This is a genomic window from Massilia sp. ZL223, from assembly GCF_018119395.1.
GTDB lineage: Bacteria > Pseudomonadota > Gammaproteobacteria > Burkholderiales > Burkholderiaceae_D > Telluria.
Window position 1 is genome coordinate 13,074 of the sequence record NZ_JAGPWD010000045.1, and the last position, 25,206, is coordinate 38,279.

Sequence of the window (25,206 nt, forward strand, 5' to 3'; positions counted from 1 at the left end):
TCCATGCAAACCCGTATCCTGAAGCACACCGTCCTGGCCCTGGCATTGGCCGGCCTGTCCCTGTCGGCCAGCGCCCACCGCGGCTGGATCAAGCCCAGCGCCACCCTGGTCGAGAAGGAAGAAGCCTGGGTCACCATCGACGGCGCCGTGTCGGAAGGCCTGTTCGACTTCGACCACGTCCCGCTGCGCATGGACGGCCTCACCGTCACCGATCCGGACGGCGCCACCGCGCCGGCGCAAGGCGCGGTGCTCGGCAAGCTGCGCAGCACCCTCGACCTGCGCATGCCGAAGGACGGCACCTATCGGCTGGCCCTGGTCAGCAACAACGCGATGGGCAGCTACAAGCTGAACGGCGAAGTGAAGCGCTTCCGCACCATGGAGGCCAACCTGTCCAAGGACATCCCGCAGGGTGCGCAGGAGGTCAAGACCACCATCACCGCCACCCGCCTGGAAACCTTCGTCTCGGCCAACAAGACCTCGGCCGGCGCCCTCAAGCCGACCGGCCAGGGGCTGGAACTGGTGCCGGTGACCCACCCGAACGAACTGCATGCCGGCGAGACCGCGCGCTTCCGCTTCCAGCTCGACGGCAAGCCGCTGGCGAACTTCCCGTTCAGCCTGGTGCCGGGCGGCGTCAAGTACCGCGGCACCCTGGGCGAACTGCGCTTCACGACCGACGCCAGGGGCGAAGCCAGCTTCACCCTGCCGGCGCCGAACATGTACTGGCTGACCGCCAAGTTCCCGGTCGAGCAGCCGAAGGGCCCGTCCGACGCGGCAGGCGACTCGCGCCGCTACAGCTACTCGGCCACCCTGGAAGTGCTCCCCCAGTAAGCATGCGCGACGTCCTCGTCCCGCTCGACATCGACATGGCGCTGCCGCCACCCGGCAGCGTGCTGCGGCGCGCGGCCGGCGCCTCGATGGGGACCGACTGGTCGGTGCGCCTGATGCTGCCGGAAGGCGTCGACGGCGCCGCACTGGCCCAGGCCCTGCAGCGCGAGCTGGACGAGATCGTGGCCCAGATGAGCCATTGGGAACCGGATTCCCTGCTGTCGCGCTACAACCGCGCCGAGGCCGGCAGCTGGCATGCGCTGCCGCCGCAGTTCTACGATGTGGCCAAGTACGCCCTCCAGGTGGCCGAGGACACCGGCTGGGCCTACGATCCGGCCGGCGGCGCCCTGGTCAACCTGTGGGGTTTCGGCCCGACGGGACGCTATGACCAGGCAGGCTTCTATGCGCCCGCGCCGGACGCCATCGAGGCCCTGATGGCAAGGCGCGCGGCCAGCCGCCCCGTCCTCGACGCTGAGGGACGCCGCCTGCTGCAGCCGGGTGGCGCGGTCCTCGACTTCTCGTCCGTGGCCAAGGGCTATGGCGTCGACCGCCTGGCCTGCTCTCTCGAACGGCACGGCGTGCGCCACTACGTCGCCGAAGTCGGCGGCGAGCTGCGCGGCGCCGGCATGAAGCCGAACGGCGAACCGTGGTGGGTCGAGATCGAAGGCGTACCCGGCGCCGGCAAGGCCGGCGAGCAGCCGGTGCTCGCCCTGCATGGGCTGGCGGTGGCCACCTCGGGCGACTACCGGCGCTGGTTCCACCATGGCTTGACGCGCGCTTCGCACACGCTCGACCCGCGCAGCGGCCAGCCGGTCGCCAACGAGCTCGCATCGGTGACGGTGGTGGCCGATAGCTGCATGGCGGCGGACGCGCTGTCCACCGCCCTGACCGTGATGGGCCCCGATGAAGGCCGCGCCTTCGCGGACGAACGCGCCATCGCGGCCCGCTTCCTGGTGCGCGGCCGCGGCGCCCTGATTGAAACCACGACCGCCGCCTGGCGGTCCCTGCTCCAATGATGTTGACGATCGATCCCGTGCGCTGGGGCAGCGCGCTCGTGCTGTCCGGCACCTACCTGGCCATGTGCCTGGCCATCTGGCGTGCCCGCGCTGCCGTCCGTGTCCAGCCTGACGCGGCGCCCGCCGACTGGCTGGTCGCCTACGCGAGCCAGACCGGCAGCGCCGAATACCTGGCGCGCCGCACCGCCGAGACCCTGGTGACTTCCGGCCTGGACGCACGCGCCGTGTGCATGTCCGCGCTCGACGCGCAGGCCTTGGACCAGGCAAAGCGCATCCTGTTCATCGCCAGCACCTACGGCGAAGGCGATGCGCCCGACAGCGCCGCCCGCTTCGCCAGCCACGCCATGGGCACGGCGTGGGACCTGTCCCAGCTCCACTATGCCGTCCTGGCGCTGGGCGACAACACGTATGCGAACTACTGCGGCTTCGGCCGCCAGCTGGACGGCTGGCTCAGGGCGCGCGGCGCCACGCCCCTGTTCGAGCGGATCGAGGTCGACCGCGGCGCGCCGGCGGCGCTGAGCGAATGGCAGCACCAGCTCAGCCGCCTGGGCGGCACCAGCGACGTGCCCGATTGGGAAGCGCCGGGCTATGGCGAGTGGCGCATCGCCGAACGCAGCCTGATGAATCCCGGCAGCGCAGGCGCCCCGCTCTACCGCCTCGCCCTGATGCCGCTGGACGGCGAACTGCCCGAATGGCGCGCCGGCGACCTGGCCCAGGTCAGCCCGCCGGGCGACCCCGATCATCCGCGCGAGTACTCGGTGGCCTCGATCCCGGGCGAAGGAAAGCTGGAACTGATGGTGCGCCTGCAGCGGCGCGAGGACGGCACGGCCGGCGCGGCTTCCGGCTGGCTGTGCGAACAGGCGGCGGGCGGGGACGTCGTGCGGCTGCGCATGCGCGCGCACGAGCGCTTCCGCCTGGGCGCGAATGCGCGCCGTCCGCTGATCGCGATCGGCAACGGCAGCGGCCTGGCCGGTTTGCGCGCCCTGCTCAAGGAACGCATCGATGCGGGCGTGCACGACAACTGGCTGCTGTTCGGCGAGCGCAATGCGGCGCACGACTACTTGTGCCGCGAAGAGCTGGAGCAGTGGCTTGCCAAGGGTGCGCTGACGCGCCTGGACCTTGCCTTCTCGCGCGACCAGCAGAGCCCGCGCTACGTGCAGCACTTGCTGCGCGAACAGGCCGACGTGCTGCGCGCCTGGGTGGCGGACAACGCCGCCATCTATGTCTGCGGCAGCCTGCAAGGGATGGCCGGCGGCGTCCACGATGCGCTCGCCGAGCTGCTCGGCAAGGAACACGTCGATACACTGGTGGCGCAAGGACGCTACCGGCGCGACGTCTACTAACGACGCAACAAGACCGCCGGCACCCGCCGGCGGTCTTCGACCTCAAACGCGCTTAGCGCTTGTTGTCGTTCTTGTGGCTTTGGCGTCCAGCCTCGGCATGCTGCTCCGGGGTACCGCCCTGGGTGCCCCTGCCGCCCTGGTTGCCACCCTGGTTGCTGCCTTGATTGCCACCCTGGTTACCGCTCTGCTGGCTGCCGCGGCCGCCAGACTGCTGGTTGTCGTTCTTGTGGCTCATCGAGCCGGCACGACGTGCCTCTTCCGACGTGAACTCATGGGCATTGCCCGATGCGTGTGCGGCGCGGCCGCCTTCGCTGGCGATTTCACGCTGGCGCTGCGGGTCCATCGATGCGAAACCGCGGTTGCTGGTATCGCCGCTCTGCTGGCTACCCTGGTTGCCCTGGTTACCCTGCTTGTTGTTGCCGCCTTGGTTGTTCGATGCCATGATTGCCTCCTATCATTGTGAACAGATCAGCCGCTGTGGCTGAAGTCGGACACCCATCGTAGTCATCCCGACCCAGCCTGAACACCAAAAATGGAGGGTGCTTTTGTAGGACTGCATCCCGGTCCTCCCGCCGGTTTCTCTGTCGGCATCTTGGGAATGAATGTGTCCAAATTTCACGCACGGGCGCACTTTTTAGCATAGCAATTATCATTACCTCAGAGTTATAGTCAGCTCGTACTACAATTCAGAACGATATTTATCCTGGACAACGTGAAAATTTCCATCGGCGCCCGTCTGTTCGTGTCGGTCTTGCTGGCCATCCTGGCAGTGGCGGCCAGCAGCGTTGTCTTGCTGCGGCAAAACGTCCTGGCCAGTTTCGGCGACTATGCCGTGGCCATCGAACTGGACCGGTTGGACGAATTATCGGCCTCGCTCGCCCAGCAATACCGCAACCGTGGCGGCTGGCGATTCCTGCCTGGAGACGACGGACGCCGCCGCTGGATCGCGCACGAGCTGGCCCGCCTCCAGGAGGCGCGCGAACAAGGCGCACCGCGTCCCCTGCCCCCGCCGCCCGCGCCGGCCGCACCGGCTGAGCCCGCAAACATGGTGGCCATGCCGGCGCCGCCCGTGGCTCCCGTCGCTCCCGTGGCCCCCGCGCCGCCTGCGCCTCCTCCGCCACCCCTTCCGCCGCCGGACATTCCTGAGCCCGGCATGCCGGGACTCGCCTCCGACCTGCACGAGCGCGTGACCCTGCTCGACGCCCAAGGCCGCTACCTGGCCGGACGCGTACCGGGCACGCTGCCGCTGGCGCGGCGCGCGATCACGGTCGACAACAAGACGGTCGGCTACCTGGGCGTGGCGCGCAGCCACCAGCCCAGCGATGCCATGGCCTATGCCTTCCTGGCCGAGCTGCGCGCCAGCCTGTGGATGATCGGCGCGGCGGCGGTGGCGCTGAGCGCCCTGGCCGCCGTGCTGCTGGCGCGCCACTTCCGTCGTCCCATCGACCGCCTGGCGCGCGGCGCCGGTGAGCTTGCGGCGGGCAATTACGGCATCCGCCTGCCGCATGAACGCAGCGACGAACTGGGCGACCTGGCGCGCCACTTCAACGCCCTGGCCGAGCGCCTGTCGCAGGCCGAGACGGCGCGCCGCCAGTGGGTGGCGGACACCTCGCACGAACTGCGCACGCCGCTGGCCGTACTGCGCGCCCAGCTGGAGGCGATCCAGGATGGCGTACGCAGCGCCACGCCCGACACCGTGGACGCGATGCTGCGCCAGGTGCTGTCCCTGAACAAGCTGATCGACGAGCTGTATGCGCTGGCGCGCGCCGACGTCGGCGAACTCGCATGCCGGCGCGAAGCCGTCGACCTGTGGCGCCTGGCGGGCGATGAAGCGCAGGCCTTCGCCGAGCGCATCGCCGGCGCCGGCTTGAGGCTCGACATCGGCCCGGCGCCAGTGCGCGCCGATGTACTGGCCGACCCCGACCGCATGCGCCAGGTGCTCGACAACCTGTTCGAAAACAGCCTGCGCTACACCGCCGCCGGCGGCAGCATCCGCCTGCACGCCCATGCCGATCAGGGCAGCCTGCACCTGACGCTCGACGACAGCGCGCCGGGCGTGCCGGACGAGGCCCTGGCGCGCCTGTCCGAGCGCTTCTACCGCGTCGACGCTTCGCGCAGCCGCGCGCACGGAGGCGCCGGACTCGGCCTGGCCCTGTGCCGCCGCCTGCTCGAGGCGCAAGGCGCCGGCCTCGCTTTCGCCCACTCGCCGCTGGGCGGCCTGCGCGTGACGCTCAGCCTTCCTCTCGCATCGAAGGAGACCGCATGACGACCCTGATGATCGTCGAGGACGAGCCGGAGCTGGCGGCCCTGGTCGCTGACTATGCTCGCGCGGCCGGCTACGAGCCGCGCGTTGTCGGCGACGGCGCGCTGGCGCTGGAAGCGATCCGCGCCACTCCGCCTGCCCTGGTCGTGCTCGACCTGATGCTGCCCGGCCTGGATGGCCTGGCGCTGTGCCGCGCCGTGCGCGCCTTCTCGGAGGTGCCGATCGTGATGGTGACGGCGCGCGTCGAGGAGATCGACCGTCTGCTTGGCCTGGAAAGCGGCGCCGACGACTACCTGTGCAAGCCCTTCAGCCCGCGCGAACTGATGGCGCGGGTGAAGGCCATCCTGCGCCGTGCCGGCAACGCGCCGCCGCCGCGCGTGCTGGAGGTGAACGAAGCCGCGCGCCGCGTCAGGGTGCACGGCAAGGCGCTCGACCTGACGCCGAGTGAATACGCGATCCTGGCCGCGCTGGCGCGCCGCCCGGGGCAGGTGCTGTCGCGCGCCCAGCTGCTGGACGCCGCGCGCGCCGACAGCCTGGACGCGACCGACCGCGCCATCGACAGCCACATCAAGAACCTGCGGCGCAAGATCGATGCCGCTGCGCCGGGCCTGGAGGCGATCCGCTCCATCTATGGGCTGGGTTACCGCTGCGATCTATAAAGGAATGCCGTTGAAAGCCTCTGTCAAATACACCTTGCAAGAGACACGCAACGTTCTGATTCGAATGGCATGCCGCAGGCGGCTGGTGCGGGCTGGCCGGCCATTACCCGTGTTCGTGAGTGGAGACGCCCTCGACATGCAAATTGCCGTGGGCAACTGCACGGTACTCGCGACGAGTTACGACTATTTCGATGGCTGCCACCACTGGATCTATTTGCTTGGACCGGACGGCAGACCGATGGATAAACTCTGCATGCGCGATCAAGTAGGCGACATCGAGAACGTCCAGGTGCTATCCCAACACGAGATTTCATTTGGCTATATCGGCACCAATGACAGGTGGCGGCTTCGCGTGGATGAGGAAGGCTTTCGCTCGTTTTCATTGAGTGCACTGCGCATGCGAACAAATCGCTTCCTTTTGCGCAAGCGACATTGCGTCGTACATCGAACGAAAGGAGCCCCGGGACCCTGAATCGGAGCCTGAGGTCGGGGAGGCTGAAAAAACTTAGCGTAACGCAAGACGACTCCATTTTTTCTCCACATTTGGCGTGCAGGATGCAGTCATGGCCCGCCGCGCTGTTGGCGCATCCTGTGCGGGCCGCAGCCGAAAGGAGAACGATAATGAAGACGACCATCCCCCTGATCCTGCTCGCCCTGCTGTGCGGCAGCGCCAGCGCCCAGCAGGCGGAAACCCGCAACGGCCACGTATGGATCAAGTGCGGCCCGGGCACCAAGATCAAGTGCCCGCCGCCGCCGACTCCACCGGATCCGCCAGCCCCGCCCGCGCCACCGGCGCCGCCTGCACTGCCCGGCCATCACGACGGCTTTGCTCCGCCCCCGCCTCCACCGCCGGCGATGCCGACGATTCCCGCTCCGCCGGAGCCGCCCGAGCCGCCGCCGATGCCGAAGGTTCCCGACCAGGCCCATGCCGCTTGTGCCGACAAGTCCTCGGGCACCAAGATGACCTGGGCTCTGGGTGAGGAAGGCACCATGACCGGCACTTGCGAACGCAAGGCGGGGCGGATGCAGTTTGTGTTGGAAAGCCTGTACAAGTCGCGTTGAGCGGCGGAGTGGGGCCATGGACTTTGGAGTCTAGATCATTTAATCTAGATCCATGAGTACCATTGATGCCCCACCGAAGCCGACTCCGTCCGAGCTCGAAATGCTGCGCCTGCTGTGGCAGCTCGGCCCGGCCACCGCGCGCCAGGTCCATGAAGCCGCGGTCGAGACACGGCCCGACATGGGCTATGCCAACGTGCTGCGCCTGCTGCAAGTCATGCACGCCAAAGGCCTGCTTCAGCGCGACGAAAGCGCCCGCGCCCATATCTATGCGCCTGCCCAGCCGCAGGACAGCCTTCAGACCAGCCTGATCAAGGAGCTGATCCACAAAGCCTTTGCCGGTTCCGGCAAGGAGCTGGTGCTGGCCGCACTGCGCGGCCACGTCAGCAAGAAGGACCGCGAGGAAATCCAGGAATTGCTGAAGCGAGAGAAATGAATACGGTGCTCAAGCCTCCGGTCCCGCCGGTGCAGCCGGACCTGGAAGACTGCTGCCGCAGCGGTTGCGTTCCCTGCGTATTCGATCTCTACGAAGATGCGCTGGCGCGTTACGAAAAGGAACTGGCGGCCTACGAAGCGGCGCTCGCGGAGCAAGCCGTCAACGCAGTCTCCGGACCAGCGCCACGGCACTGATCCCACCCTGCGCCCCGGATGTGGACTGCAGCTCAACGTAGGCAAGCACCCCGCCCTCATCCACGCAAACTCCCGACCGATCCTCCCTCAGCCCGCACGCTTGAACTCGTCTTGTTGGCAAATTCATTACAATCGACTCAACGGTTCATGCATTGGAGGTCGTATGTTCGATATGGATCTTCCTTGGTGGGAATTCATAGTTCGGGGTTTGGCGGTCTACCTGCTCCTGCTGATCATGGTGCGTCTCTCGGGACGCCGGACGGTGGGTCAGTTCACGCCTTTCGATCTGCTGGTCGTGATGCTGCTGTCCGAAGCGGTGTCGAACTCGCTGTCGGGCGGCGACAATTCGCTGGTCGGCGGCCTGATCTGCGCCGCGACCCTGGTCGCCATCAATGCCCTGGTCGGTGTCGCTACGTCGCGCAGTGAGAAGATCTCTACGCTGGTCGACGGCGATGCTGTCCTGATCGGTCGCGACGGCGTCTTCTTCGAAAAAGTCATGCGCAATTGCCGGCTGTCGGACAGCGATATCGAGGAAGCGTTGCGCGAGCACGACTGCCCGCGTTCGGAGATGAAATGTGCTTTCCTCGAAGCGGACGGCGAAATCACCATCATGCGTAATCCCCAATAACGACGCCCCATTTCCGCTTCGATTTCCAGGCACCATTTCCGTCAGCGATTTGGGTGCCTGTTCTCCTTTGCCCTTCAGTACCGTGTGGCCTGGAACGTATGCCTGTGCTACTTTTTTCACCAGCGCTCCGTGTGAGCGCGGGTTGGTTTCTTTCCTAATCAGGAGGTATACCATGAAGAAAGTCTTGTCCGCGTTGACGCTGGCCGCGTCGACGCTCGCACTTGCACCCTCCGCACTGGCAGTCGATTATTTCCGCGCCGTGGCGAGCGGACCAGGCGAGGCGCCGCCCAACGCCTCTCCCGGCTACAGCATCGCCAGCCTCCAGCTCGACGGCATGATCCTGCGCGCCGATATCCCCTTCTCCGACCTGACGACCGGCACGGTGGCGGCCCACATCCACTGCTGCACCGCAGACAGCCTGATGGGCACCGCCGGCGTGGCGATTCCGCTGTTCGGCTTCCCCTCTGGCGCAAGCTCCGGCAACTACAGCCAGACCTTCGACCTGGCCGATCCCGCGGTGTATGACCCGGCCTTCCTGACCGCCTTCGGCGGCACGGCGGCAGGGGCGAGCGCTGCCCTGCTCGACGCAATGGGCGACAACACGGCCTACCTGAACATCCACACCACCCAGTATCCGGGCGGCGAGATCCGCGGCTTCATCGTGGCGGCGCCGGTTCCCGAACCGGGCTCCTGGGCAATGCTGGGGGTCGGACTGCTGGGCGTGGGCGTGATGGCGCGCCGGCGCATCGGCGTCACAGGCTGACTGGAGCGATCAGCTGACGCGGTTAGCTGACGCGGTTAGCTGACGCGGTTAGCTGAACTCGGCGCCCGGATGGCGCCTGAGCAAGCGCCCCCACGCCGGGATTGCCGCGCGCCAGAAAGTATCGAGCGACTCTGCCTGCTCGATGCCGAGTTCCAGGAAACGCGCTGTCTCCAGCAGCGCGGCGACCGCACTCGCCTCGTCGCCGGCCATCACTGCCAGGGCCCCCGTCTGCTTGGATAATTTTTCGCCGTTGGCGTTGCGCACCACCGGCACGTGCAGGTAGCGCGGCGTCGGCACACCCAGCACGCGCTGCAGGAAGATCTGGCGCGGGGTGGAGTCGAGCAGGTCCGCGCCGCGCACAATGTCGGTAACGCCTTGCTCGGCATCGTCGACCACCACCGCCAATTGGTAGGCCCAGTAGCCGTCGGCACGCTTGAGCACGAAGTCGCCCGAGTCGCGTGCGAGGTGCTGGGTCACGCGGCCGGCGAAGCGATCGGTGAAGCTCACCTCGTCCATGCCGGCGTCCGGCACACGCAGGCGCAGGCTGCGCATGCCGCGCCCCTCGGCCAGGCCGTAGCGGCAGGTGCCGGGATAGATCGCTGCCCCATCGGGCGCGAAGCCCAGGCGCGAATCGGCGATCTCGCGCCGGTTGCAGCCGCAGGGATAGGTGTGAAGCGCAATGCGCTCAGCCGCCGCCGCATACAGGTGCTTGCGCCGGCTCTGCCAGACGATCTCGCCGTCGGCATGCATGCCCAGCGCATCGAGCAGGGCCAGGATGCCTTCGGCGGCGCCGGGCACGCTGCGGCCCTCGTCGATGTCCTCGATGCGCACCAGCCAGGCGCCCTCGTGAAAGCGCGCGTCGAGATAGCTGGCCACCGCCGCCACCAGCGAGCCCGCATGCAGCGGGCCGGTGGGCGACGGCGCGAAGCGTCCGATGTAGGGTTTGCTCACTTGCTGACTAACGAAATCCGGAAGGCGGTCACCTTAGCACAGGCGCCGGTTCAGGACTTCGTCTTCTTCGCGTTTTCGTCGATCAGCTTTTTGACCTGGCCGTTGACCTCGTTCGGCACCGCCATCGACAGCTGGTAATGCAGGATTTCAAAGCCCTTGTTCGTCTTGCGGATCACGCCGCTGGCCATGCAGGGGCCCATGTTCGGGGTGTCCAGCAGCTCGTCGAACCAGATGATCGAACCGTCCGCCGATGCGTACACGTTGCGGCGCGTGGCCTTGAAGCTCCAGGCGGACTTTCGGTCGAAGTACTTCTTGGCCCAGGCCTTGAACTCGTCGCGCTTCCACAGTTCCGTGCGATCGGTGCCGATGTACACGCCGTCCTTCGCCATCTTGTCGAAATAGGCCAGGCGCGCATGGGCCGCGTCGTCGTGCCACTCGTCGACGAAGGCGTTGACCTGGCGGGTCAGCTCGGCATTGGTCTCCGCACGGGCAGCGCCGACCAGGCTCAGAAACAAAAAACAGGCAGTGAGGAAGCGCTTCATGGACGTCCTTTATACAGTTGGGATAAGAACCGCGGACATTGTACACATTGAAATGTAACAAATTGTGCAAAGGCCCTGCTGCCGAGATCGGCGGTGTACATTTGCCAACATCGACACATTCATTAATGCAATGAAGCGACCGGCGGTCACGATCCCAGGCATGGAGGCCAAGCATGCTTTCGCATCCGGGCAAACCCGGCAAAAGCCGGGCCGCGACGCTCTTCCCTCACCAGGGCGCGTATATCAGATAGGGAAATGTTGATGAAGCATGCCATCACCTTGCTGGCCTTGGGCATGCTGCCTGTTGCGGGCGCGCTTGCCGACGCGCCGCCGAATCCGCCTACGCCTGTGACGACGGCGACCGCAGCCGACATCCGCGCCGCAGTACGTCCGCCGGCGCTCGAAGAGGCGTTGCGAGCGGCCCTTGCGGAGACGTCCGAACCGGAGCGCGACAAGCAGAAAGCGACGTTCGGCAGTGACGCGCGGACAAGCTTCGAGCGCCAGTTTGAAGAAGCCAAGGTGCCGTACTGCCTGCACGGCGACGGCCTGAAGCGGCAGTCGACTTTCTTCCTCAGCGGCTACATCGCCCTGCCCTTCGTGTTCGTGGCGCGGGCACGGGGCAAGTGCCTGTTCTAGCGGTGCAGTTCGCCGGCGCGCTCCGGCTGGTACTCGACGCCGCGCACGGTAATGTGGAAGCGGCCGCCGTCGGGGCGGTTCCAGGCGATGCTGTCGCCAACCTTCAGGCCCAGCAAGGCGGTACCGACCGGCGTCAGCACGGACAGTTGTTCTCCGCTGTCGGTCATGTCCTTCGGATAGGTCAGGGTCAGCGTGACCTCTTCCTCGCTGTTATCGAAGCTGAAGCGCACGCGCGAATTCATGGTGACGACGTCGGGCGGCATGTCCCAGGGTTCGACCATGTCGGCACGGCCGAGTTCATTGAGCAGCGCATCGCGCGCGTTGGCCTGGGCGGCCGGCAGGCGGTCGAGCACGCGCTCCAGGCGTTCCAGGTCGAGCCACGAGATAGTGATGGACGGTTTCATGTTGTTCTCCAAATAGAGGCCGCTCTCTGGCGGCCATCGACAAAAGGGATCCACCGGCGCGCTAGGCGCCGGAGACGATGTGATGGAGGTCGCTCGGGAGGAAGGCGAATGACAGGCTTTACCTGCCTTGTTTCCTCACCGAGCCCAGGAAAGCCAGGCGAGATTACGGGAGGAATGCACGGCGCGAATGACAGGCGCTGCGGCGCCGCTGCCAATAAGACAGAAGGCGTGGCGGGTCATGGGGCGGCGTGCGTGAGTCATGTGAGGAGTATAGCCTTTGTGACGAGATCGTCAACGGTCGAGACACATTGAGACAATTTGTCGCGTCTTATTTACAACCAGATGTTACACCAGGGATAATTTGGGTGCGGCGGTCGCTTTCGACCAAACCGGGCATTCGACCCTGCCGGCCGGATGTGCGATTCATACGACGCCGCACATCATCATACTCGCCCTGTCAATCGGAAAACTGCTACTCCCGCCGGTCCAGTCGCGACAACATTGCCGCCATCATCGCGGCGACATCTTTCCTTACAACGCTTGTCTCCACAGCTTCCGGCACACTGAACTTCGGCTCGATGGTGGCGTTGTACTCTACCCTGGTGCCGCTGGCGCCTGCCAATGGCGTCAGCTCCCAGCGCGCCCGGTAGACTTTCATGTCGCCCTCGACCAGCGAGATGTCGATGCGATCCGGCGCCCGCTCGTGCACCTGCACCACCAGGCGGATCGCCTGGCTGAAAAACAGGAAGCGGGCTTCACTCAATTGTTCGACGACGACCGTGTTGTCGTTGCGGGACAGGACGCGAACACTATGCAGGTTCGGCAGGTAATCGGCAAAATGCTCGTAATCGGTGAGAATACCCCAGACAACGCCTGGCATTGCCGCCACCTTGGCGCTCGACTTGATCTGGTAGACCTTGCCTCCATCGGCGCCGGCAACGCGCTCCACCTCGAGTGCGAACCTGGGCTCGCCCGGCTGCGCTGCCACTTGGGCAGCGATCGAGCCCGATAAAGTGCACCCGAGCAACAGCATGGTTGAGAGGCGACGTAGCATTCGCCGAGCGTAGCATGCGGATGCGCTTGGGTGGCAAGCCCGCGCCGCACCGGTGCGCAGGCCTCAACCATGGCGCCAAGCTTAACTTCTTCGCGCCAGGAACGAATCGATGCCCTGTGCAGACAGGTTGAAATAAAAAAAGCGGGCCGAAGCCCGCTTCCTGAAGACACAGCCCCTGCACGGGGCGGTCCGATTAACGCTTGTCGATCGTCGGCACGTCGCGCACCGGCGAACCAACGAACAGCTGGCGCGGACGGCCGATCTTCTGTTCCGGATCGGCGATCATTTCGTTCCACTGGGCGATCCAGCCGATGGTACGGGCCATCGCGAAGATACCGGTGAACAGCGAGACCGGGATGCCCAGTGCCGACTGCACGATGCCCGAGTAGAAGTCGACGTTCGGGTACAGCTTGCGCGACACGAAGTATTCGTCTTCCAGCGCGATGCGTTCCAGTTCCATCGCCAGCTTGAACAGCGGGTCGTCCTGCAGGCCCAGTTCGTTCAGCACTTCGTGGCAGGTTTCGCGCATCAGCTTGGCGCGCGGGTCGAAGTTCTTGTAGACGCGGTGACCGAAGCCCATCAGCTTCACGCCCGAGTTCTTGTCCTTGACCTTCTCGATGAAGGCCGGGATGTTCTCGACCGAGCCGATTTCCTTCAGCATGGTCAGTGCGGCTTCGTTCGCGCCGCCGTGCGCCGGGCCCCACAGGCAGGCGATACCGGCAGCGATACAGGCGAACGGGTTGGCGCCCGACGAACCGGCCAGACGGACGGTCGAGGTCGATGCGTTCTGCTCGTGGTCCGCGTGCAGGATCAGGATGCGGTCCAGGGCGCGCACCAGCACGTCGTTGACCTTGTACTCTTCGCACGGGTTGGCGAACATCATGTGCATGAAGTTCGCGCTGTACGACAGGTCGTTGCGCGGGTACATGAACGGCTGGCCGATCGAGTACTTGTAGGCCATGGCGACCAGGGTCGGCAGCTTGGCGATCAGGCGGATGGCCGAGATTTCACGCTGCTTGGCGTCGTTGATGTCCAGCGAGTCGTGGTAGAACGAAGCCAGCGCGCCGACGGTGCCGACCAGGACCGACATCGGGTGCGCGTCGCGGCGGAAGCCACGGAAGAAGAACTGCATCTGCTCGTGGACCATGGTGTGCTTGGTCACGGTGTCGGTGAAGGTCTTCTTCTGCTCTGCGTTCGGCAGTTCGCCGTTCAGCAGCAGGTAGCAGGTTTCGAGGAAGTCGCAGTTGACGGCCAGTTGCTCGATCGGGTAGCCGCGGTACAGCAGCTCGCCCTTGTCACCGTCGATGTAGGTGATGCTCGAGTTGCACGAGGCGGTCGACATGAAGCCAGGATCGTAGGTGAACTTGCCGGTCTGGCCGTACAGCTTGCGGATGTCGATGACGTCCGGGCCGATGGTGCCCTTATAGATCGGCATGTCGACCGACGGGCTGCCGTCCGAGAACGACAGAGTGGCTTTGGTATCAGAGATGTTCATGGCACTTCCTTCTTTTGGGAGTGGAGTCTACAAAATATATAAAACGAAACCTCGCGAAACCTCGGTTCCGCTCACGCTTGCCGCAGCCGCGCCAGGAGGGCGCGCACGTGCGGCAGGTCGACCTCGCCTTCGGGCTCGGCGCGCCCCAGCAGCAGGTCCATCAGCGGGTTGTCCGCCAGGTCCAGCAGGCGGGTCAGCGCATCGACCTCCTCGTCGCTCAGGTCCACTTCGTGTGCGTCCAGGAAGCGCGTGAGGATCAGGTCGTTCTCGAGCAAGCCCCGGCGTGCGCGCCAACGCAGGCGGGCACGGTTGGCTGGGTCGGATTGATGCGTTTTCACACTAGAGTCCGTTGTTGGGTCAACACTATACTCCGGCTGCCAGGAATTGGCAGTACGGTACTTTTACTGTATTTGCGGCAAATTTGCCTGCATTTGCGCCAAAGTTACCCGTCGTTCCGGGCCTCGGCGGCCCCCTTGGCCGGAACCTAAGTTCGTTTGCGTTACCACGACGATCTCTAGTAGCGGTACTCACGCAAACTTGGGTTCCGGCCTCCGCCGGAACGACGGGATGGCGGCCGAGCTTTAGATCGCGCGGCGGACCAGCAATTCCTTGATCTTGCCGATCGCCTTGTTCGGATTCAGGCCCTTCGGGCACACGTCCGTGCAGTTCATGATCGAGTGGCAGCGGAACAGGCGGTACGGGTCTTCCAGGTTGTCCAGGCGCTCGTTGGTGGCTTCGTCGCGCGAGTCGGCGATGAAGCGGTAGGCCTGCAGCAGGCCGGCCGGGCCGACGAACTTGTCCGGGTTCCACCAGAACGACGGGCAGGAAGTAGAGCAGCAGGCGCACAGGATGCACTCGTACAGGCCGTCGAGCTCTTCGCGCTCTTCCGGCGACTGCAGGCGCTCTTTCTCCGGCTTGATCGAATCGTTGATCAGGTAAGGCTTGATCGAGTGGTATTGCTTGAAGAACTGGGTCATGTCCACGATCAGGTCGCGGATGACCGGCAGGCCCGGCAGCGGGCGCAGCACGATCGGCTGGCTCAGTTCGTTCAGGTTGGTGGTGCAGGCCAGGCCATTCTTGCCGTTGATGTTCATTGCGTCCGAACCGCACACGCCTTCGCGGCAGGAGCGGCGCAGGGCCAGCGAGTCATCGACGTCGGACTTGATGCGCTGCAGGACGTCCAGCAGCATCTTGTCGGTATCTTGCAGCTCGACGGTCACGTCTTGCATGTAAGGCTTCGTATCCTTGTCCGGATCGTAGCGGTAAATCTTCAGTTGGACGGTGCGTGCCATGTTTTTACCTGTCTTCTAAGCCGGGGCCCTGCCCCGGCTTCTTCAAATATTAGAAAGTACGTGCCTTCGGCTTGAAGGTCTCGACGGTCAGCGGCTTGGTGACCACAGCCTTGTACTCGAGGCGGTTGCCTTCCGAGAACCACAGGGTGTGCTTCATCCAGTTCTCGTCGTCGCGCTTCTCGTAGTCGCTGTGGGCGTGGGCGCCGCGCGATTCCTTGCGGGCTGCTGCCGAGACGATGGTCGCCTTCGCGGTCTCGATCAGGTTGTCCAGTTCCAGCGCTTCGACGCGCGCGGTGTTGAACACCTTCGACTTGTCCTGGAAGGACACGTGCTTGCGGCGCTCGTCGAGCTTCATGATTTCCTCGACGCCCTGGTTCAGCAGTGCGTCGGTACGGAACACGCCGCAGTACTTCTGCATGGTGGCGCGGATGTCGTTGGCCACGTGCTGGACCTTCTCGCCGCCGGTCGAGGTCTCGAGGCGGTTCAGGCGGTCCAGCGCGAAGTCGGCGGCGTCCTTCGGCAGCGGCTTGTTCAGCTTCTGCTTCAGGTTCGAGGCGACGACGTGGTTGCCGGCCGCGCGGCCGAAGACCACCAGGTCGAGCAGCGAGTTGGTGCCCAGGCGGTTCGCGCCGTGGACCGAGACGCAGGCGCATTCGCCGATCGCGTACAGGCCGTTGACGATTTTCTGGCCGCCGGTGCCGTCAGGAGCGACGACCTGGCCATGGATGTTGGTCGGGATGCCGCCCATCTGGTAGTGGATGGTCGGAACGACCGGGATCGGCTCCTTGGTGGCGTCGACGTTGGCGAACTTGTGGCCGATTTCGAGAATCGACGGCAGGCGCTTCTTGATGGTGTCGGCGCCGATGTGACGCAGGTCCAGCAGGACGTGGTCCTTGTTCGGACCGCAGCCGCGGCCTTCCTTGATCTCCTGGTCCATCGAGCGCGAGACGAAGTCGCGCGGCGCCAGGTCCTTCAGGGTCGGCGCGTAGCGCTCCATGAAGCGTTCGCCGTTCGAGTTGATCAGGATACCGCCTTCGCCACGGACACCTTCCGTGATCAGCACGCCCGCGCCGGACACGCCGGTCGGGTGAAACTGCCAGAACTCCATGTCCTGCAGCGGCAGGCCGGCGCGCGCCGCCATGCCCATGCCGTCGCCGGTGTTGATGAAGGCGTTGGTCGATGCGGCGAAGATGCGGCCTGCGCCGCCGGTGGCGAAGATGGTGGTCTTCGCTTCCAGGATCATCGTGTCGCCGGTTTCCATTTCCAGGGCCAGCACGCCGACCACGTCGCCTTCGGCGTCGCGGATCAGGTCGAGGGCCATCCACTCGACGAAGAAGTGGGTACGGGCGCGGACGTTGCGCTGGTACAGGGTGTGCAGCAGGGCGTGGCCGGTACGGTCGGCGGCCGCGCAGGCGCGCTGGACCGGCTTTTCGCCGAAGTTCGCGGTGTGGCCGCCGAACGGACGCTGGTAGATGGTGCCGTCCGGATTACGGTCGAAAGGCATGCCGAAGTGTTCGAGCTCGTACACGACCTTCGGTGCTTCGCGGCACATGAATTCGATCGCATCCTGGTCGCCGAGGTAGTCGCCGCCCTTGACGGTGTCGAACATGTGCCAGTACCAGTCGTCTTCGCTCATGTTGCCGAGGGACGCGCCGATGCCGCCCTGGGCCGCCACGGTGTGCGAACGGGTCGGGAACACTTTCGACAGCACCGCCACGTTCAGGCCGGCTTCGGCCAGTTGCAGCGATGCGCGCATGCCGGAACCGCCGGCGCCAACGATGACCGCGTCAAAACGACGGGTAGGGATTGCAGGTTTGATTGCTGCCACGATTACACGCTCCAGAGAATTTGCACGGTCCAGGCGGCGCAGGCAATCAGCCAGAGAATCGTCGCCAACTGCAGAAGCAGGCGCACGCCTGCCGGCTTGATGTAGTCCATCCAGATGTCACGGATGCCGACCCAAGCGTGGTAGAACAGGCCGAACAGGGCGACCAGCGAGAACAGCTTGAACCACTGCTTCGCGAACAGGCCAGCCCAGCCTTCATAGGTAAAGTTCTGGCCGGTCAGGAACATGACCAGCAGGATGACGGTGTAGACGGCCATGACGATGGCGGTGACGCGCTGCGCCAGCCAATCCTTGACGCCGTAGTGGGCGCCGACGACGAGGCGGCGCGGGCCGATATTATTCTTGGTTGCCATGGTTTAAAACACTCCGAACAGTTTCAGGCCGACCAGCACGGTCAGGGCCAGGCTCACGACCAGCACCCAGCGTGCGGTCTTTTGCGCAGCGTCCTTGTCCAGGGCCAGGTGGTTGTCCATGAACAGGTGGCGAACGCCGGCGGTGAAGTGGTGCAGGTAGGCCCAGGACAGGCCCAGCAGGATGATCTTGACGAACACGTTGCTCATGATGCCGCGGAAGTGCTCGAACGAGGTCTCCGACAGCAGGCTTTCCTGCAGCAGGTACAGCAGGAACGGCAGCATCAGGAACAACCCGGCGCCGCTGATGCGGTGCAGGATCGACACGATGGCCGACGGCGGCATGCGATATTTGCCAGTAATATCGCTAATGCCAATATTGCGGAACTCCGGCCGCCCTTTTTTTGCAGCTTCTCTCACGGCTTCGGACATACAACACCTCCCTTATGACGACAAATTTTTAGTGAACCCTTCATTTTCACCGATTTTGTGACCGGGCCCCACACGCTGCCGTGCAGCATGGCGGGACACCTTGCGTCGAACCGGGTCAATGTCCGTCGCTTACCCAAAACCAACATATTTTAATCGCATCAAGCGATCGTTGCAGCAGCCCGCGTGGGATTGCTGCAACTGCAAACCGGGCTCCCCACGACGGCGGAACCCGGTTTGCGTCATTCTTTACACCGTCACGACAGCTCGTTCAGGTAGTGATGCTGCGCGGTCGAGTACAGCCCGCGCCGCAGTTCCACGGCCTTGTCGCCGTAGGTAAACGAGACCCGCTCGGCGCACAGCAGCGGCGTTCCTTCCGGTACCTTCAGGAACTCGCTGGCCGAGGCGTCGGCGGATACCGCCCGGATTTTTTCGCTCGCGCGGATCATGCGGGTGCCGAACTCGGACTCGAACAGGCCGTACATTGGCCCCTTGTATTCCGCCAGCCGCTCCGCGCTCAGGCCCTTGAACAGCTGGCCCGGCAGCCACAGCTCTTCCAGAATGGTCGGCTGGCCTTCGAAGGACTGGACCCGCTTGATATACACGACCGCGTCGCCCGACTTGAGTTCCAGCAGGCGCGCGACCTCGGCCGGGGCGCGGATGCGCTTGACTTCGACGAAGCGGCTCTCGGGATGGTGGGGAACGCCCTCGTCGGGCATCAGGCGCAGGAAGCGGAAGTGGGCGCGCTCCTCGGCGTGGGTGGCGACGAAGGTGCCCTTGCCCTGGCGGCGCACCACCAGGTTCTCGGCCGCCAGCTCGTCGATGGCTTTGCGCACCGTGCCCTGGCTGACCTTGAAACGCCCCGCCAGCTCGACTTCGCTGGGCATCAGTTCGCCCGGTTTCCATTCGCCCGCTTGCAGGCTTTGGGTGATCAGGGCCTTGATCTGCTGGTACAGCGGCCGGAACGAAGGCGATGCGCTGCCGGCGGGATCGCTGGCCTGGTTGGTCGGGACGGGGTTCATAGACCGCGATTTCACCACAAAAGTGCAACACCGTCCAGTGCAGAAGGCCTCCACACATGTGTCTTATATAAGACATATGATATGAATTGACTGATGGAACGGCAGAGGAGTACACTCGCGGTCGACCTGGCGTCCGTTCTTGCACTTATTGTACGCGCGCGACACCAGTCTCACGGGCCGGATCGTGGATGGCGCTTTTGGTATCATTGCAGTTTTCCCAAACAGGCGTATCCTCGGCATCGACCCAGGCACCGACCGTTTTCATTCCCACTTTGGAGATTCATCATGGCTAAAACCCCAATGCGCGTTGCCGTCACCGGCGCGGCCGGCCAGATCGGCTATTCCCTGCTGTTCCGCATCGCCAACGGCGACATGCTGGGCAAGGACCAGCCGGTCATCCTGCAGCTGCTGGAAATCGACAATGAGAAGGCACAGAAGGCGCTCAAGGGCGTCATGATGGAAATCGACGACTGCGCATTCCCGCTGCTGGCCGGCATGACCGCCCACGCCGACCCGATGACCGCCTTCAAGGATGCCGACTTCGCCCTGCTGGTCGGCGCCCGTCCGCGCGGCCCGGGCATGGAACGCAAGGACCTGCTGGAAGCCAACGCCCAGATCTTCACCGTGCAGGGCAAGGCGCTGGACGCCGTCGCTTCGCGCAACGTCAAGGTGCTGGTGGTCGGCAACCCGGCCAACACCAACGCCTACATCGCCATGAAGTCGGCCCCGAACCTCCCTAGCAAGAACTTCACCGCCATGCTGCGCCTGGACCACAACCGCGCCCTGTCGCAAGTTGCCGCCAAGACCGGCAAGCCGGTGTCGTCGATCGAAAAGCTGGCCGTGTGGGGCAACCACTCGCCGACCATGTACGCCGACTACCGCTTCGCGACCATCGACGGCCAATCGGTCAAGGAGATGATCAACGACGACGTCTGGAACCGCGACACCTTCCTGCCGACCGTCGGCAAGCGCGGCGCCGCCATCATCGAAGCGCGCGGCCTGTCGTCGGCAGCCTCGGCAGCCAACGCCGCCATCGACCACATGCACGACTGGCACGTCGGCACCAACGGCAAGTGGACCACCATGGGCATCCCGTCGGACGGTTCGTACGGCATCCCGAAGGACACCATGTTCGGCTTCCCTGTCACCGTTGAAAACGGCGAATACAAGATCGTCCAGGGCCTGGAGATCGACGAGTTCTCGCAAGAGCGCATCAACCTCACGCTGAAGGAACTGACCGAAGAGCGTGAAGGCGTGGCCCACCTGCTGGCCTAAACTTCCACGCGGTTGATGGAACCGGCCAAGCCGCCCGTCCGCCGCATACGCCGTGCCGCCTCTCCAGGCGGTACGGCGGCTTCCGCTTCGACTGAACACCACATGCATCCTTCCGAGGTTTTATTCCAGGGCAAACGCCAGCCGCTCCTGCTCCCCGCCTGCGATCACTACGCCGGCTCGGAGAAGCTGATGCGCAAATCGATGGCCCTGCAACAAGAGCTTGGGCCCGTCTTCGACATCACCTTCGACTGCGAGGACGGCGCCGCCGCCGGCAGCGAAGCCGGGCATGCCGCCCTGGTGGCGTCCCTGCTGAATAGCGAAGACAACCGCTTCAACCGCATCGGCGCGCGCGTGCACGAGCCGGGCAGCCCCCATTTCGAGCACGACGTCGCCACCATCGTGGGCGCCGCCGCGCCGCGCCTGGCCTTCGTGATGCTGCCCAAGGTGAGCAGCGCCATGGAAGTGGCGCGCGCCATCGACCTGATCAACCAGCACGCCGCGCCGAGCGGCCGCAGCGACCTGCCGGTGCACGTGCTGATCGAGACCCACGGCGCCCTGCGCGAGGCCTACGACATCGCCGCCCTGCCCCAGGTCGAATCGCTGTCCTTCGGCATCATGGATTTCGTGTCCGCCCACTACGGCGCGATTCCCGCCGGCGCCATGCGCACTCCGGGCCAGTTCACCCACCCGCTGGTGGTGCGCGCCAAGCTCGAGATGGTCGCCGCCTGCCACGCGCACGGCAAGGTCCCGTCGCACAACGTGACCACCGACATCAAGGACAGCGCGATCGTCGCCAACGACGCCCAGCGCGCGGCCGCCGAGTTCGGCTTCACCCGCATGTGGAGCATCCACCCCGACCAGATCAAGGCGATCCTGAAGGCCTTCACGCCGCGCCTGTCGGAAGTGAACGAGGCGACCAACATCCTGAGCGAGGCCATGGCGGCCGGCTGGGGACCGATCGCCCACCATGGCCGCTTGCACGACCGCGCGAGCTATCGCTATTATTGGACGGTGTTGCAGCGCGCTAAGCTGGCTGGCCTTGCGCTGCCCGAAGCCGCGGCGGCCATCGTCAACCACACGGAAGCCTCCTGATGTCCACCCAACTGTCCAAACTCCTTGCCGCCGGCGCTTTCGCGTTCGCGGCCGCCGGCGTATGCGCGCCGGCCACCGCCGCCCCCGCCGACAAGCACCCGAAGGCGGAAGCCGTCCTGAAAGCGCAGGCCAAGAAATCCAAGTCCAAAGCGAAGAAAGCCAAGGCCGGCGCCGCCGGCGCGGCCGCGGCCGCCGCGGCATCCGCCGAGCCCACCGTCGATCCGAGCAATCCGGAGCAGGCCGAGCCGGACATCACCGATACGATCGTCACCGAATACGCTTGTGAACTTAACAACAAGGTCACGATCTACACCAACGAAAAAGACGATGCCCACATCGCCCTGCGCTGGAAGAAGCGCCTGCACCGCCTGGCGCGGGTGGGCACGACGACCGGCGCGCAGCGCTTCGAAAACCCCTTTTGGGGCTTGATCTGGATTGGCATTCCGGCCAAGGGCATCCTGCTGGATTCCCGCCTGAACCGCCAGCTGGCCAACGAGTGCAAGACCCCCCAACAGGCGGCGCCCATCGTGGCTTCGTCGCCCGAGGAAAAGAAAAGCTGATTCGCGGCCAGCATCGCCGCGCATTGCCTGATGTTATTGATAGTGAAATAACAAAATCCCCACTGAAGGAGAGATTATGTCTCGCAACACTCTGAACACACTGAAGGAATTCCCGATCGGCGCAAGCCAGACCGGTCAGTTCTACTCGCTGCCGGCCCTGGCCGAAAGCCTCGGTGTGAACCTGTCGCGCCTGCCGGTGTCGATCCGTATCGTCCTCGAGTCCGTGCTGCGTAACTGCGACGGCAAGAAGGTCACCGAAGAACACGTGAAGCAGCTCGCCAACTGGGGCGCGACCGCCGAGCGTACCGACGAGATCCCGTTCGTCGTCGCCCGCGTCGTGCTGCAGGACTTCACCGGCGTGCCGCTGCTGGCCGACCTGGCCGCGATGCGCAACGTCGCCGCCAAGACCGGCGCCGATCCGAAGAAGATCGAGCCGCTGGTGCCGGTCGACCTGGTGGTCGACCACTCGGTCACCATCGACCACTTCCGCGAGCCGGGCGCGCTCGACCTGAACATGAAACTGGAATTCCAGCGCAACAACGAGCGCTACCAGTTCATGAAGTGGGGCATGCAGGCATTCGACACCTTCGGCGTCGTGCCGCCGGGCTTCGGCATCGTCCACCAGGTCAACCTGGAATACCTGGCGCGCGGCGTCATGAAGCAGGGCCAGGTGTTCTACCCGGACACCCTGGTCGGCACCGACTCGCACACCACCATGATCAACGGCGTCGGCGTCGTGGGCTGGGGCGTGGGCGGCATCGAGGCGGAAGCCGGCATGCTGGGCCAGCCGGTCTACTTCCTGACCCCGGACGTGATCGGCGTCAACCTGAAGGGCAAGCTGCGCGAAGGCTGCACCGCGACCGACCTGGTGCTGACCGTCACCGAAATGCTGCGCCGTGAAAAAGTCGTGGGCAAGTTCGTCGAGTTCTTCGGCGAAGGCACCCGCTCGCTGTCGACCACCGACCGCGCCACCATCGCCAACATGGCCCCGGAATACGGCGCGACCATGGGCTTCTTCCCGGTGGACGAAGCGACCGTCGACTACTTCCGCGGCACCGGCCGTACCGAAGAAGAACTGGCTGCCTTCGAGAACTACTACAAGGCCCAGGGCATGTTCGGCATCCCGCAGGAAGGCGAGATCGACTACACCCGCGTGCTGGAACTGGACCTGTCGACCGTGACTCCGTCGCTGGCCGGCCCGAAGCGTCCGCAAGACCGTATCGAACTGGGTCACGTGAAGAACACCTTCACCGACCTGTTCAGCAAGCCGACCACCCAGAACGGCTTCAACAAGTCGCCGGAAGACCTGTCGAAGGTCTACGAGACCACCAACGGCGTGCGCGTGAAGAACGGCGACGTCCTGATCGCCGCGATCACCTCGTGCACCAACACCTCGAACCCGAGCGTGCTGCTGGCTGCCGGCCTGCTGGCCAAGAAGGCGGTCGAGCGCGGCCTGACCGTCGCTCCGCACATCAAGTCCTCGCTGGCCCCGGGATCGCGCGTGGTCACCGAGTACCTGACCGCCGCCGGCCTGCTGCCTTACCTGGAAAAGCTGGGCTTCGGCGTGACCGCCTACGGCTGCACCACCTGCATCGGCAACGCCGGCGACCTGACCCCGGAACTGAACGCCGCGATCGTCGAGAACGACATCGTCGCCTCGGCCGTCCTGTCGGGCAACCGTAACTTCGAAGCACGTATCCACCCGAACATCCGTTCGAACTTCCTGGCCTCGCCGCCGCTGGTCGTCGCTTACGCGATCGCCGGCAACATGACCCGCGACCTGATGTCGGAGCCGGTCGGCAAGGACACCAACGGTGTCGACGTCTACCTGGGCGACATCTGGCCGTCGTCGCAGGAAGTGGGCGAGCTGATGCGCCTGGCGATGAACTCGGAGGTCTATCGCAAGAACTACGCCGACGTCAAGGGCAACCCGGGCGAACTGTGGGAGCGCGTGTCGTCGACCGAAGGCCAGGTGTACAACTGGCCTGAGTCGACCTACATCGCCGAGCCGCCGTTCTTCAGCGACTTCGAGATGACCCCGAAGGCAGCCGCCAGCGGCATCACCGGCGCCCGCGCGCTGGGCGTGTTCGGCGACTCGATCACCACCGACCACATCTCGCCGGCGGGTTCGATCAAGGAAGACGGTCCGGCAGGCAAGTGGCTGAAGGATCACGGCGTCCTGAAGGCCGACTTCAACTCCTACGGCTCGCGCCGCGGCAACCACGAGATCATGATGCGCGGCACCTTCGCCAACGTGCGTATCAAGAACAAGATGATCCCGCCGAAGGCGGACGGTTCGGCGGTCGAGGGTGGCATCACCATCCACCAGCCGTCGGGCGAGCAGCTGTCGATCTACGACGCGGCAATGAAGTACGTGGCGGAGGGCACCCCGACCATGATCTTCGGCGGCGAAGAGTACGGCACCGGTTCGTCGCGCGACTGGGCGGCCAAGGGCACCCAGCTGCTGGGCGTGAAGGCCGTGATCTGCCGTTCGTTCGAGCGTATCCACCGCTCGAACCTGGTGGGCATGGGCGTGCTGCCGCTGCAGTTCATCGGCAACGACAGCGTTGAAAGCCTGGGCATCACCGGCAAGGAAACCTACGACCTGAAGGGCCTCGAAGGCGAGATCAAGCCGCAACAGCTGGCGACCCTGGTGATCCACCGTGAGAACGGCGAATCGCAGGAAGTCAAAGTGCTGCTGCGTATCGATACCCCGATCGAAGTCGACTACTACAAGCATGGCGGCATCCTGCCGTTCGTGCTGCGTCAGCTGCTGGCTGCTTAAGCTGGACTGCTGAAGTGAAAAGGGCCGGAACCTGAGAAGGTTCCGGCCTTTTTGTCTTGGACACGGCGCTTGCGGCCGCCAATAAAAAAGCCCTGCCGATCCTGCCGGCAGGGCGAATCCGGTTGCCCGGCGGGGGTGGTACTCGACCGGCACTTTGGCGCGAGGCCCTTCCTGCTCATGAAGCAGAACGCATCCGCCAGCCAAACCGCATAATAAATGAGAACGATTCCCATTATCGTTTAATATGGCGAGGTTGGCAAGCGTCCCTCTCCACGACCGCGTCGGAC

General features: G+C 64.9%; 28 protein-coding genes. 16 read left to right on the forward strand and 12 right to left on the reverse strand.

Features of this window, described 5'->3' with window-relative positions; translation table 11 throughout:
• Window positions 1-3 precede the first annotated feature (3 nt).
• From KBW95_RS21510 to KBW95_RS21520, 3 genes are read left to right on the forward strand one after another with little or no spacing between them, the layout of a single operon-like run.
• Window positions 4-828: a DUF4198 domain-containing protein gene (locus KBW95_RS21510; RefSeq protein WP_211523456.1), complete on the forward strand. Its 825-nt coding sequence runs from the start codon at window positions 4-6 to the stop codon at window positions 826-828.
• Between the two features lie 2 nt (window positions 829-830).
• Entirely contained in the window at window positions 831-1,841 is a 1,011-nt protein-coding gene (locus KBW95_RS21515; protein WP_211529307.1) for an FAD:protein FMN transferase, read from the forward strand.
• Window positions 1,838-3,184 carry a sulfite reductase subunit alpha gene (locus KBW95_RS21520; RefSeq protein ID WP_211529308.1) on the forward strand — a complete coding sequence of 449 codons (1,347 nt, stop codon included), beginning with the start codon at window positions 1,838-1,840 and terminating at the stop codon, window positions 3,182-3,184. Before KBW95_RS21515 ends, KBW95_RS21520 begins: the two co-directional genes overlap by 4 nt.
• A 52-nt stretch (window positions 3,185-3,236) precedes the next feature.
• Here the strand turns inward: KBW95_RS21520 and KBW95_RS21525 are convergent, their stop codons facing one another.
• The gene (locus KBW95_RS21525; RefSeq protein ID WP_211529309.1) at window positions 3,237-3,626 is read right to left on the reverse strand and encodes a KGG domain-containing protein; all 390 of its coding nucleotides are present in this window, start codon (window positions 3,624-3,626) and stop codon (window positions 3,237-3,239) included.
• Between the two features lie 270 nt (window positions 3,627-3,896).
• On the opposite strand from KBW95_RS21525, the gene KBW95_RS24885 reads away from it, so the two are divergent.
• The 8 genes from KBW95_RS24885 to KBW95_RS21565 all read left to right on the forward strand — a co-directional run bounded on the left by KBW95_RS24885 (window position 3,897) and on the right by KBW95_RS21565 (window position 9,186).
• Window positions 3,897-5,450 (forward strand): ATP-binding protein, encoded by a 1,554-nt coding sequence (locus KBW95_RS24885; protein WP_211529310.1) that lies wholly within the window; start codon window positions 3,897-3,899, stop codon window positions 5,448-5,450.
• Window positions 5,447-6,106, forward strand: a complete 660-nt coding sequence (locus KBW95_RS21535) for a response regulator (protein WP_211523451.1) — start codon at window positions 5,447-5,449, stop codon at window positions 6,104-6,106. Before KBW95_RS24885 ends, KBW95_RS21535 begins: the two co-directional genes overlap by 4 nt.
• Window positions 6,078-6,578, forward strand: a complete 501-nt coding sequence (locus tag KBW95_RS21540; RefSeq protein WP_211523450.1) for a hypothetical protein — start codon at window positions 6,078-6,080, stop codon at window positions 6,576-6,578. The genes KBW95_RS21535 and KBW95_RS21540 overlap by 29 nt, the downstream gene beginning before the upstream one ends.
• Window positions 6,579-6,727: 149 nt before the next feature.
• Window positions 6,728-7,168 (forward strand): hypothetical protein, encoded by a 441-nt coding sequence (locus tag KBW95_RS21545; RefSeq protein WP_211523449.1) that lies wholly within the window; start codon window positions 6,728-6,730, stop codon window positions 7,166-7,168.
• A gap of 52 nt (window positions 7,169-7,220) precedes the next feature.
• The gene (locus KBW95_RS21550; protein WP_211523448.1) at window positions 7,221-7,601 is read left to right on the forward strand and encodes a BlaI/MecI/CopY family transcriptional regulator; all 381 of its coding nucleotides are present in this window, start codon (window positions 7,221-7,223) and stop codon (window positions 7,599-7,601) included.
• Window positions 7,598-7,795 carry an oxidoreductase-like domain-containing protein gene (locus KBW95_RS21555; protein WP_211529311.1) on the forward strand — a complete coding sequence of 66 codons (198 nt, stop codon included), beginning with the start codon at window positions 7,598-7,600 and terminating at the stop codon, window positions 7,793-7,795. Before KBW95_RS21550 ends, KBW95_RS21555 begins: the two co-directional genes overlap by 4 nt.
• Before the next feature lie 163 nt (window positions 7,796-7,958).
• Complete coding sequence (locus KBW95_RS21560) at window positions 7,959-8,423, forward strand: DUF421 domain-containing protein (protein WP_211523446.1); 465 nt, start codon at window positions 7,959-7,961, stop codon at window positions 8,421-8,423.
• A 172-nt stretch (window positions 8,424-8,595) separates the two neighbouring features.
• Window positions 8,596-9,186 carry a CHRD domain-containing protein gene (locus KBW95_RS21565; RefSeq protein WP_211529312.1) on the forward strand — a complete coding sequence of 197 codons (591 nt, stop codon included), beginning with the start codon at window positions 8,596-8,598 and terminating at the stop codon, window positions 9,184-9,186.
• Window positions 9,187-9,234: 48 nt separating this feature from the next.
• On the opposite strand, the gene gluQRS is transcribed toward KBW95_RS21565, so the two are convergent.
• The gene (gene gluQRS / locus KBW95_RS21570; RefSeq protein ID WP_211529313.1) at window positions 9,235-10,137 is read right to left on the reverse strand and encodes a tRNA glutamyl-Q(34) synthetase GluQRS; all 903 of its coding nucleotides are present in this window, start codon (window positions 10,135-10,137) and stop codon (window positions 9,235-9,237) included.
• 50 nt (window positions 10,138-10,187) lie between these two features.
• Complete coding sequence (locus KBW95_RS21575; RefSeq protein ID WP_211523444.1) at window positions 10,188-10,679, reverse strand: nuclear transport factor 2 family protein; 492 nt, start codon at window positions 10,677-10,679, stop codon at window positions 10,188-10,190.
• A 261-nt stretch (window positions 10,680-10,940) separates the two neighbouring features.
• Between KBW95_RS21575 and KBW95_RS21580 the strand changes: the two genes are divergently transcribed.
• Window positions 10,941-11,315, forward strand: coding sequence for a hypothetical protein (locus tag KBW95_RS21580; protein WP_211523443.1), 375 nt, complete (start codon window positions 10,941-10,943; stop codon window positions 11,313-11,315).
• Here KBW95_RS21580 and rnk read toward each other — a convergent pair.
• The 9 genes from rnk to KBW95_RS21625 all read right to left on the reverse strand — a co-directional run bounded on the left by rnk (window position 11,312) and on the right by KBW95_RS21625 (window position 19,207).
• The gene (gene rnk / locus KBW95_RS21585) at window positions 11,312-11,719 is read right to left on the reverse strand and encodes a nucleoside diphosphate kinase regulator (RefSeq protein ID WP_211523442.1); all 408 of its coding nucleotides are present in this window, start codon (window positions 11,717-11,719) and stop codon (window positions 11,312-11,314) included. The genes KBW95_RS21580 and rnk overlap by 4 nt on opposite strands.
• A 472-nt stretch (window positions 11,720-12,191) precedes the next feature.
• Complete coding sequence (locus KBW95_RS21590) at window positions 12,192-12,773, reverse strand: SRPBCC family protein (RefSeq protein ID WP_211529314.1); 582 nt, start codon at window positions 12,771-12,773, stop codon at window positions 12,192-12,194.
• 193 nt (window positions 12,774-12,966) lie between these two features.
• On the reverse strand, window positions 12,967-14,268 hold the full coding sequence (gene gltA, locus KBW95_RS21595) for a citrate synthase (protein WP_211523440.1): 1,302 nt from the start codon (window positions 14,266-14,268) through the stop codon (window positions 12,967-12,969).
• 71 nt (window positions 14,269-14,339) lie between these two features.
• Complete coding sequence (locus KBW95_RS21600) at window positions 14,340-14,606, reverse strand: succinate dehydrogenase assembly factor 2 (RefSeq protein WP_211523439.1); 267 nt, start codon at window positions 14,604-14,606, stop codon at window positions 14,340-14,342.
• Window positions 14,607-14,849: 243 nt separating this feature from the next.
• Entirely contained in the window at window positions 14,850-15,560 is a 711-nt protein-coding gene (locus KBW95_RS21605) for a succinate dehydrogenase iron-sulfur subunit (protein WP_211519177.1), read from the reverse strand.
• A gap of 49 nt (window positions 15,561-15,609) precedes the next feature.
• On the reverse strand, window positions 15,610-17,388 hold the full coding sequence (sdhA, locus tag KBW95_RS21610; protein WP_211523438.1) for a succinate dehydrogenase flavoprotein subunit: 1,779 nt from the start codon (window positions 17,386-17,388) through the stop codon (window positions 15,610-15,612).
• A 2-nt stretch (window positions 17,389-17,390) separates the two neighbouring features.
• Window positions 17,391-17,759, reverse strand: coding sequence for a succinate dehydrogenase, hydrophobic membrane anchor protein (gene sdhD / locus KBW95_RS21615; protein WP_211523437.1), 369 nt, complete (start codon window positions 17,757-17,759; stop codon window positions 17,391-17,393).
• A gap of 3 nt (window positions 17,760-17,762) precedes the next feature.
• Complete coding sequence (gene sdhC, locus KBW95_RS21620) at window positions 17,763-18,188, reverse strand: succinate dehydrogenase, cytochrome b556 subunit (RefSeq protein ID WP_211523436.1); 426 nt, start codon at window positions 18,186-18,188, stop codon at window positions 17,763-17,765.
• A gap of 254 nt (window positions 18,189-18,442) precedes the next feature.
• Window positions 18,443-19,207 (reverse strand): GntR family transcriptional regulator, encoded by a 765-nt coding sequence (locus tag KBW95_RS21625; protein WP_211523435.1) that lies wholly within the window; start codon window positions 19,205-19,207, stop codon window positions 18,443-18,445.
• A gap of 285 nt (window positions 19,208-19,492) precedes the next feature.
• On the opposite strand from KBW95_RS21625, the gene KBW95_RS21630 reads away from it, so the two are divergent.
• The 4 genes from KBW95_RS21630 (at window position 19,493) to acnA (ending at window position 24,919) form a co-directional block, all read left to right on the forward strand.
• The gene (locus tag KBW95_RS21630) at window positions 19,493-20,482 is read left to right on the forward strand and encodes a malate dehydrogenase (RefSeq protein WP_211523434.1); all 990 of its coding nucleotides are present in this window, start codon (window positions 19,493-19,495) and stop codon (window positions 20,480-20,482) included.
• Window positions 20,483-20,584: 102 nt separating this feature from the next.
• Window positions 20,585-21,574 (forward strand): CoA ester lyase, encoded by a 990-nt coding sequence (locus tag KBW95_RS21635; RefSeq protein WP_211523433.1) that lies wholly within the window; start codon window positions 20,585-20,587, stop codon window positions 21,572-21,574.
• Window positions 21,574-22,134: a hypothetical protein gene (locus tag KBW95_RS21640; RefSeq protein ID WP_211523432.1), complete on the forward strand. Its 561-nt coding sequence runs from the start codon at window positions 21,574-21,576 to the stop codon at window positions 22,132-22,134. Before KBW95_RS21635 ends, KBW95_RS21640 begins: the two co-directional genes overlap by 1 nt.
• A gap of 76 nt (window positions 22,135-22,210) precedes the next feature.
• Window positions 22,211-24,919 (forward strand): aconitate hydratase AcnA, encoded by a 2,709-nt coding sequence (gene acnA, locus KBW95_RS21645; RefSeq protein WP_211523431.1) that lies wholly within the window; start codon window positions 22,211-22,213, stop codon window positions 24,917-24,919.
• Window positions 24,920-25,206: the final 287 nt, after the last annotated feature.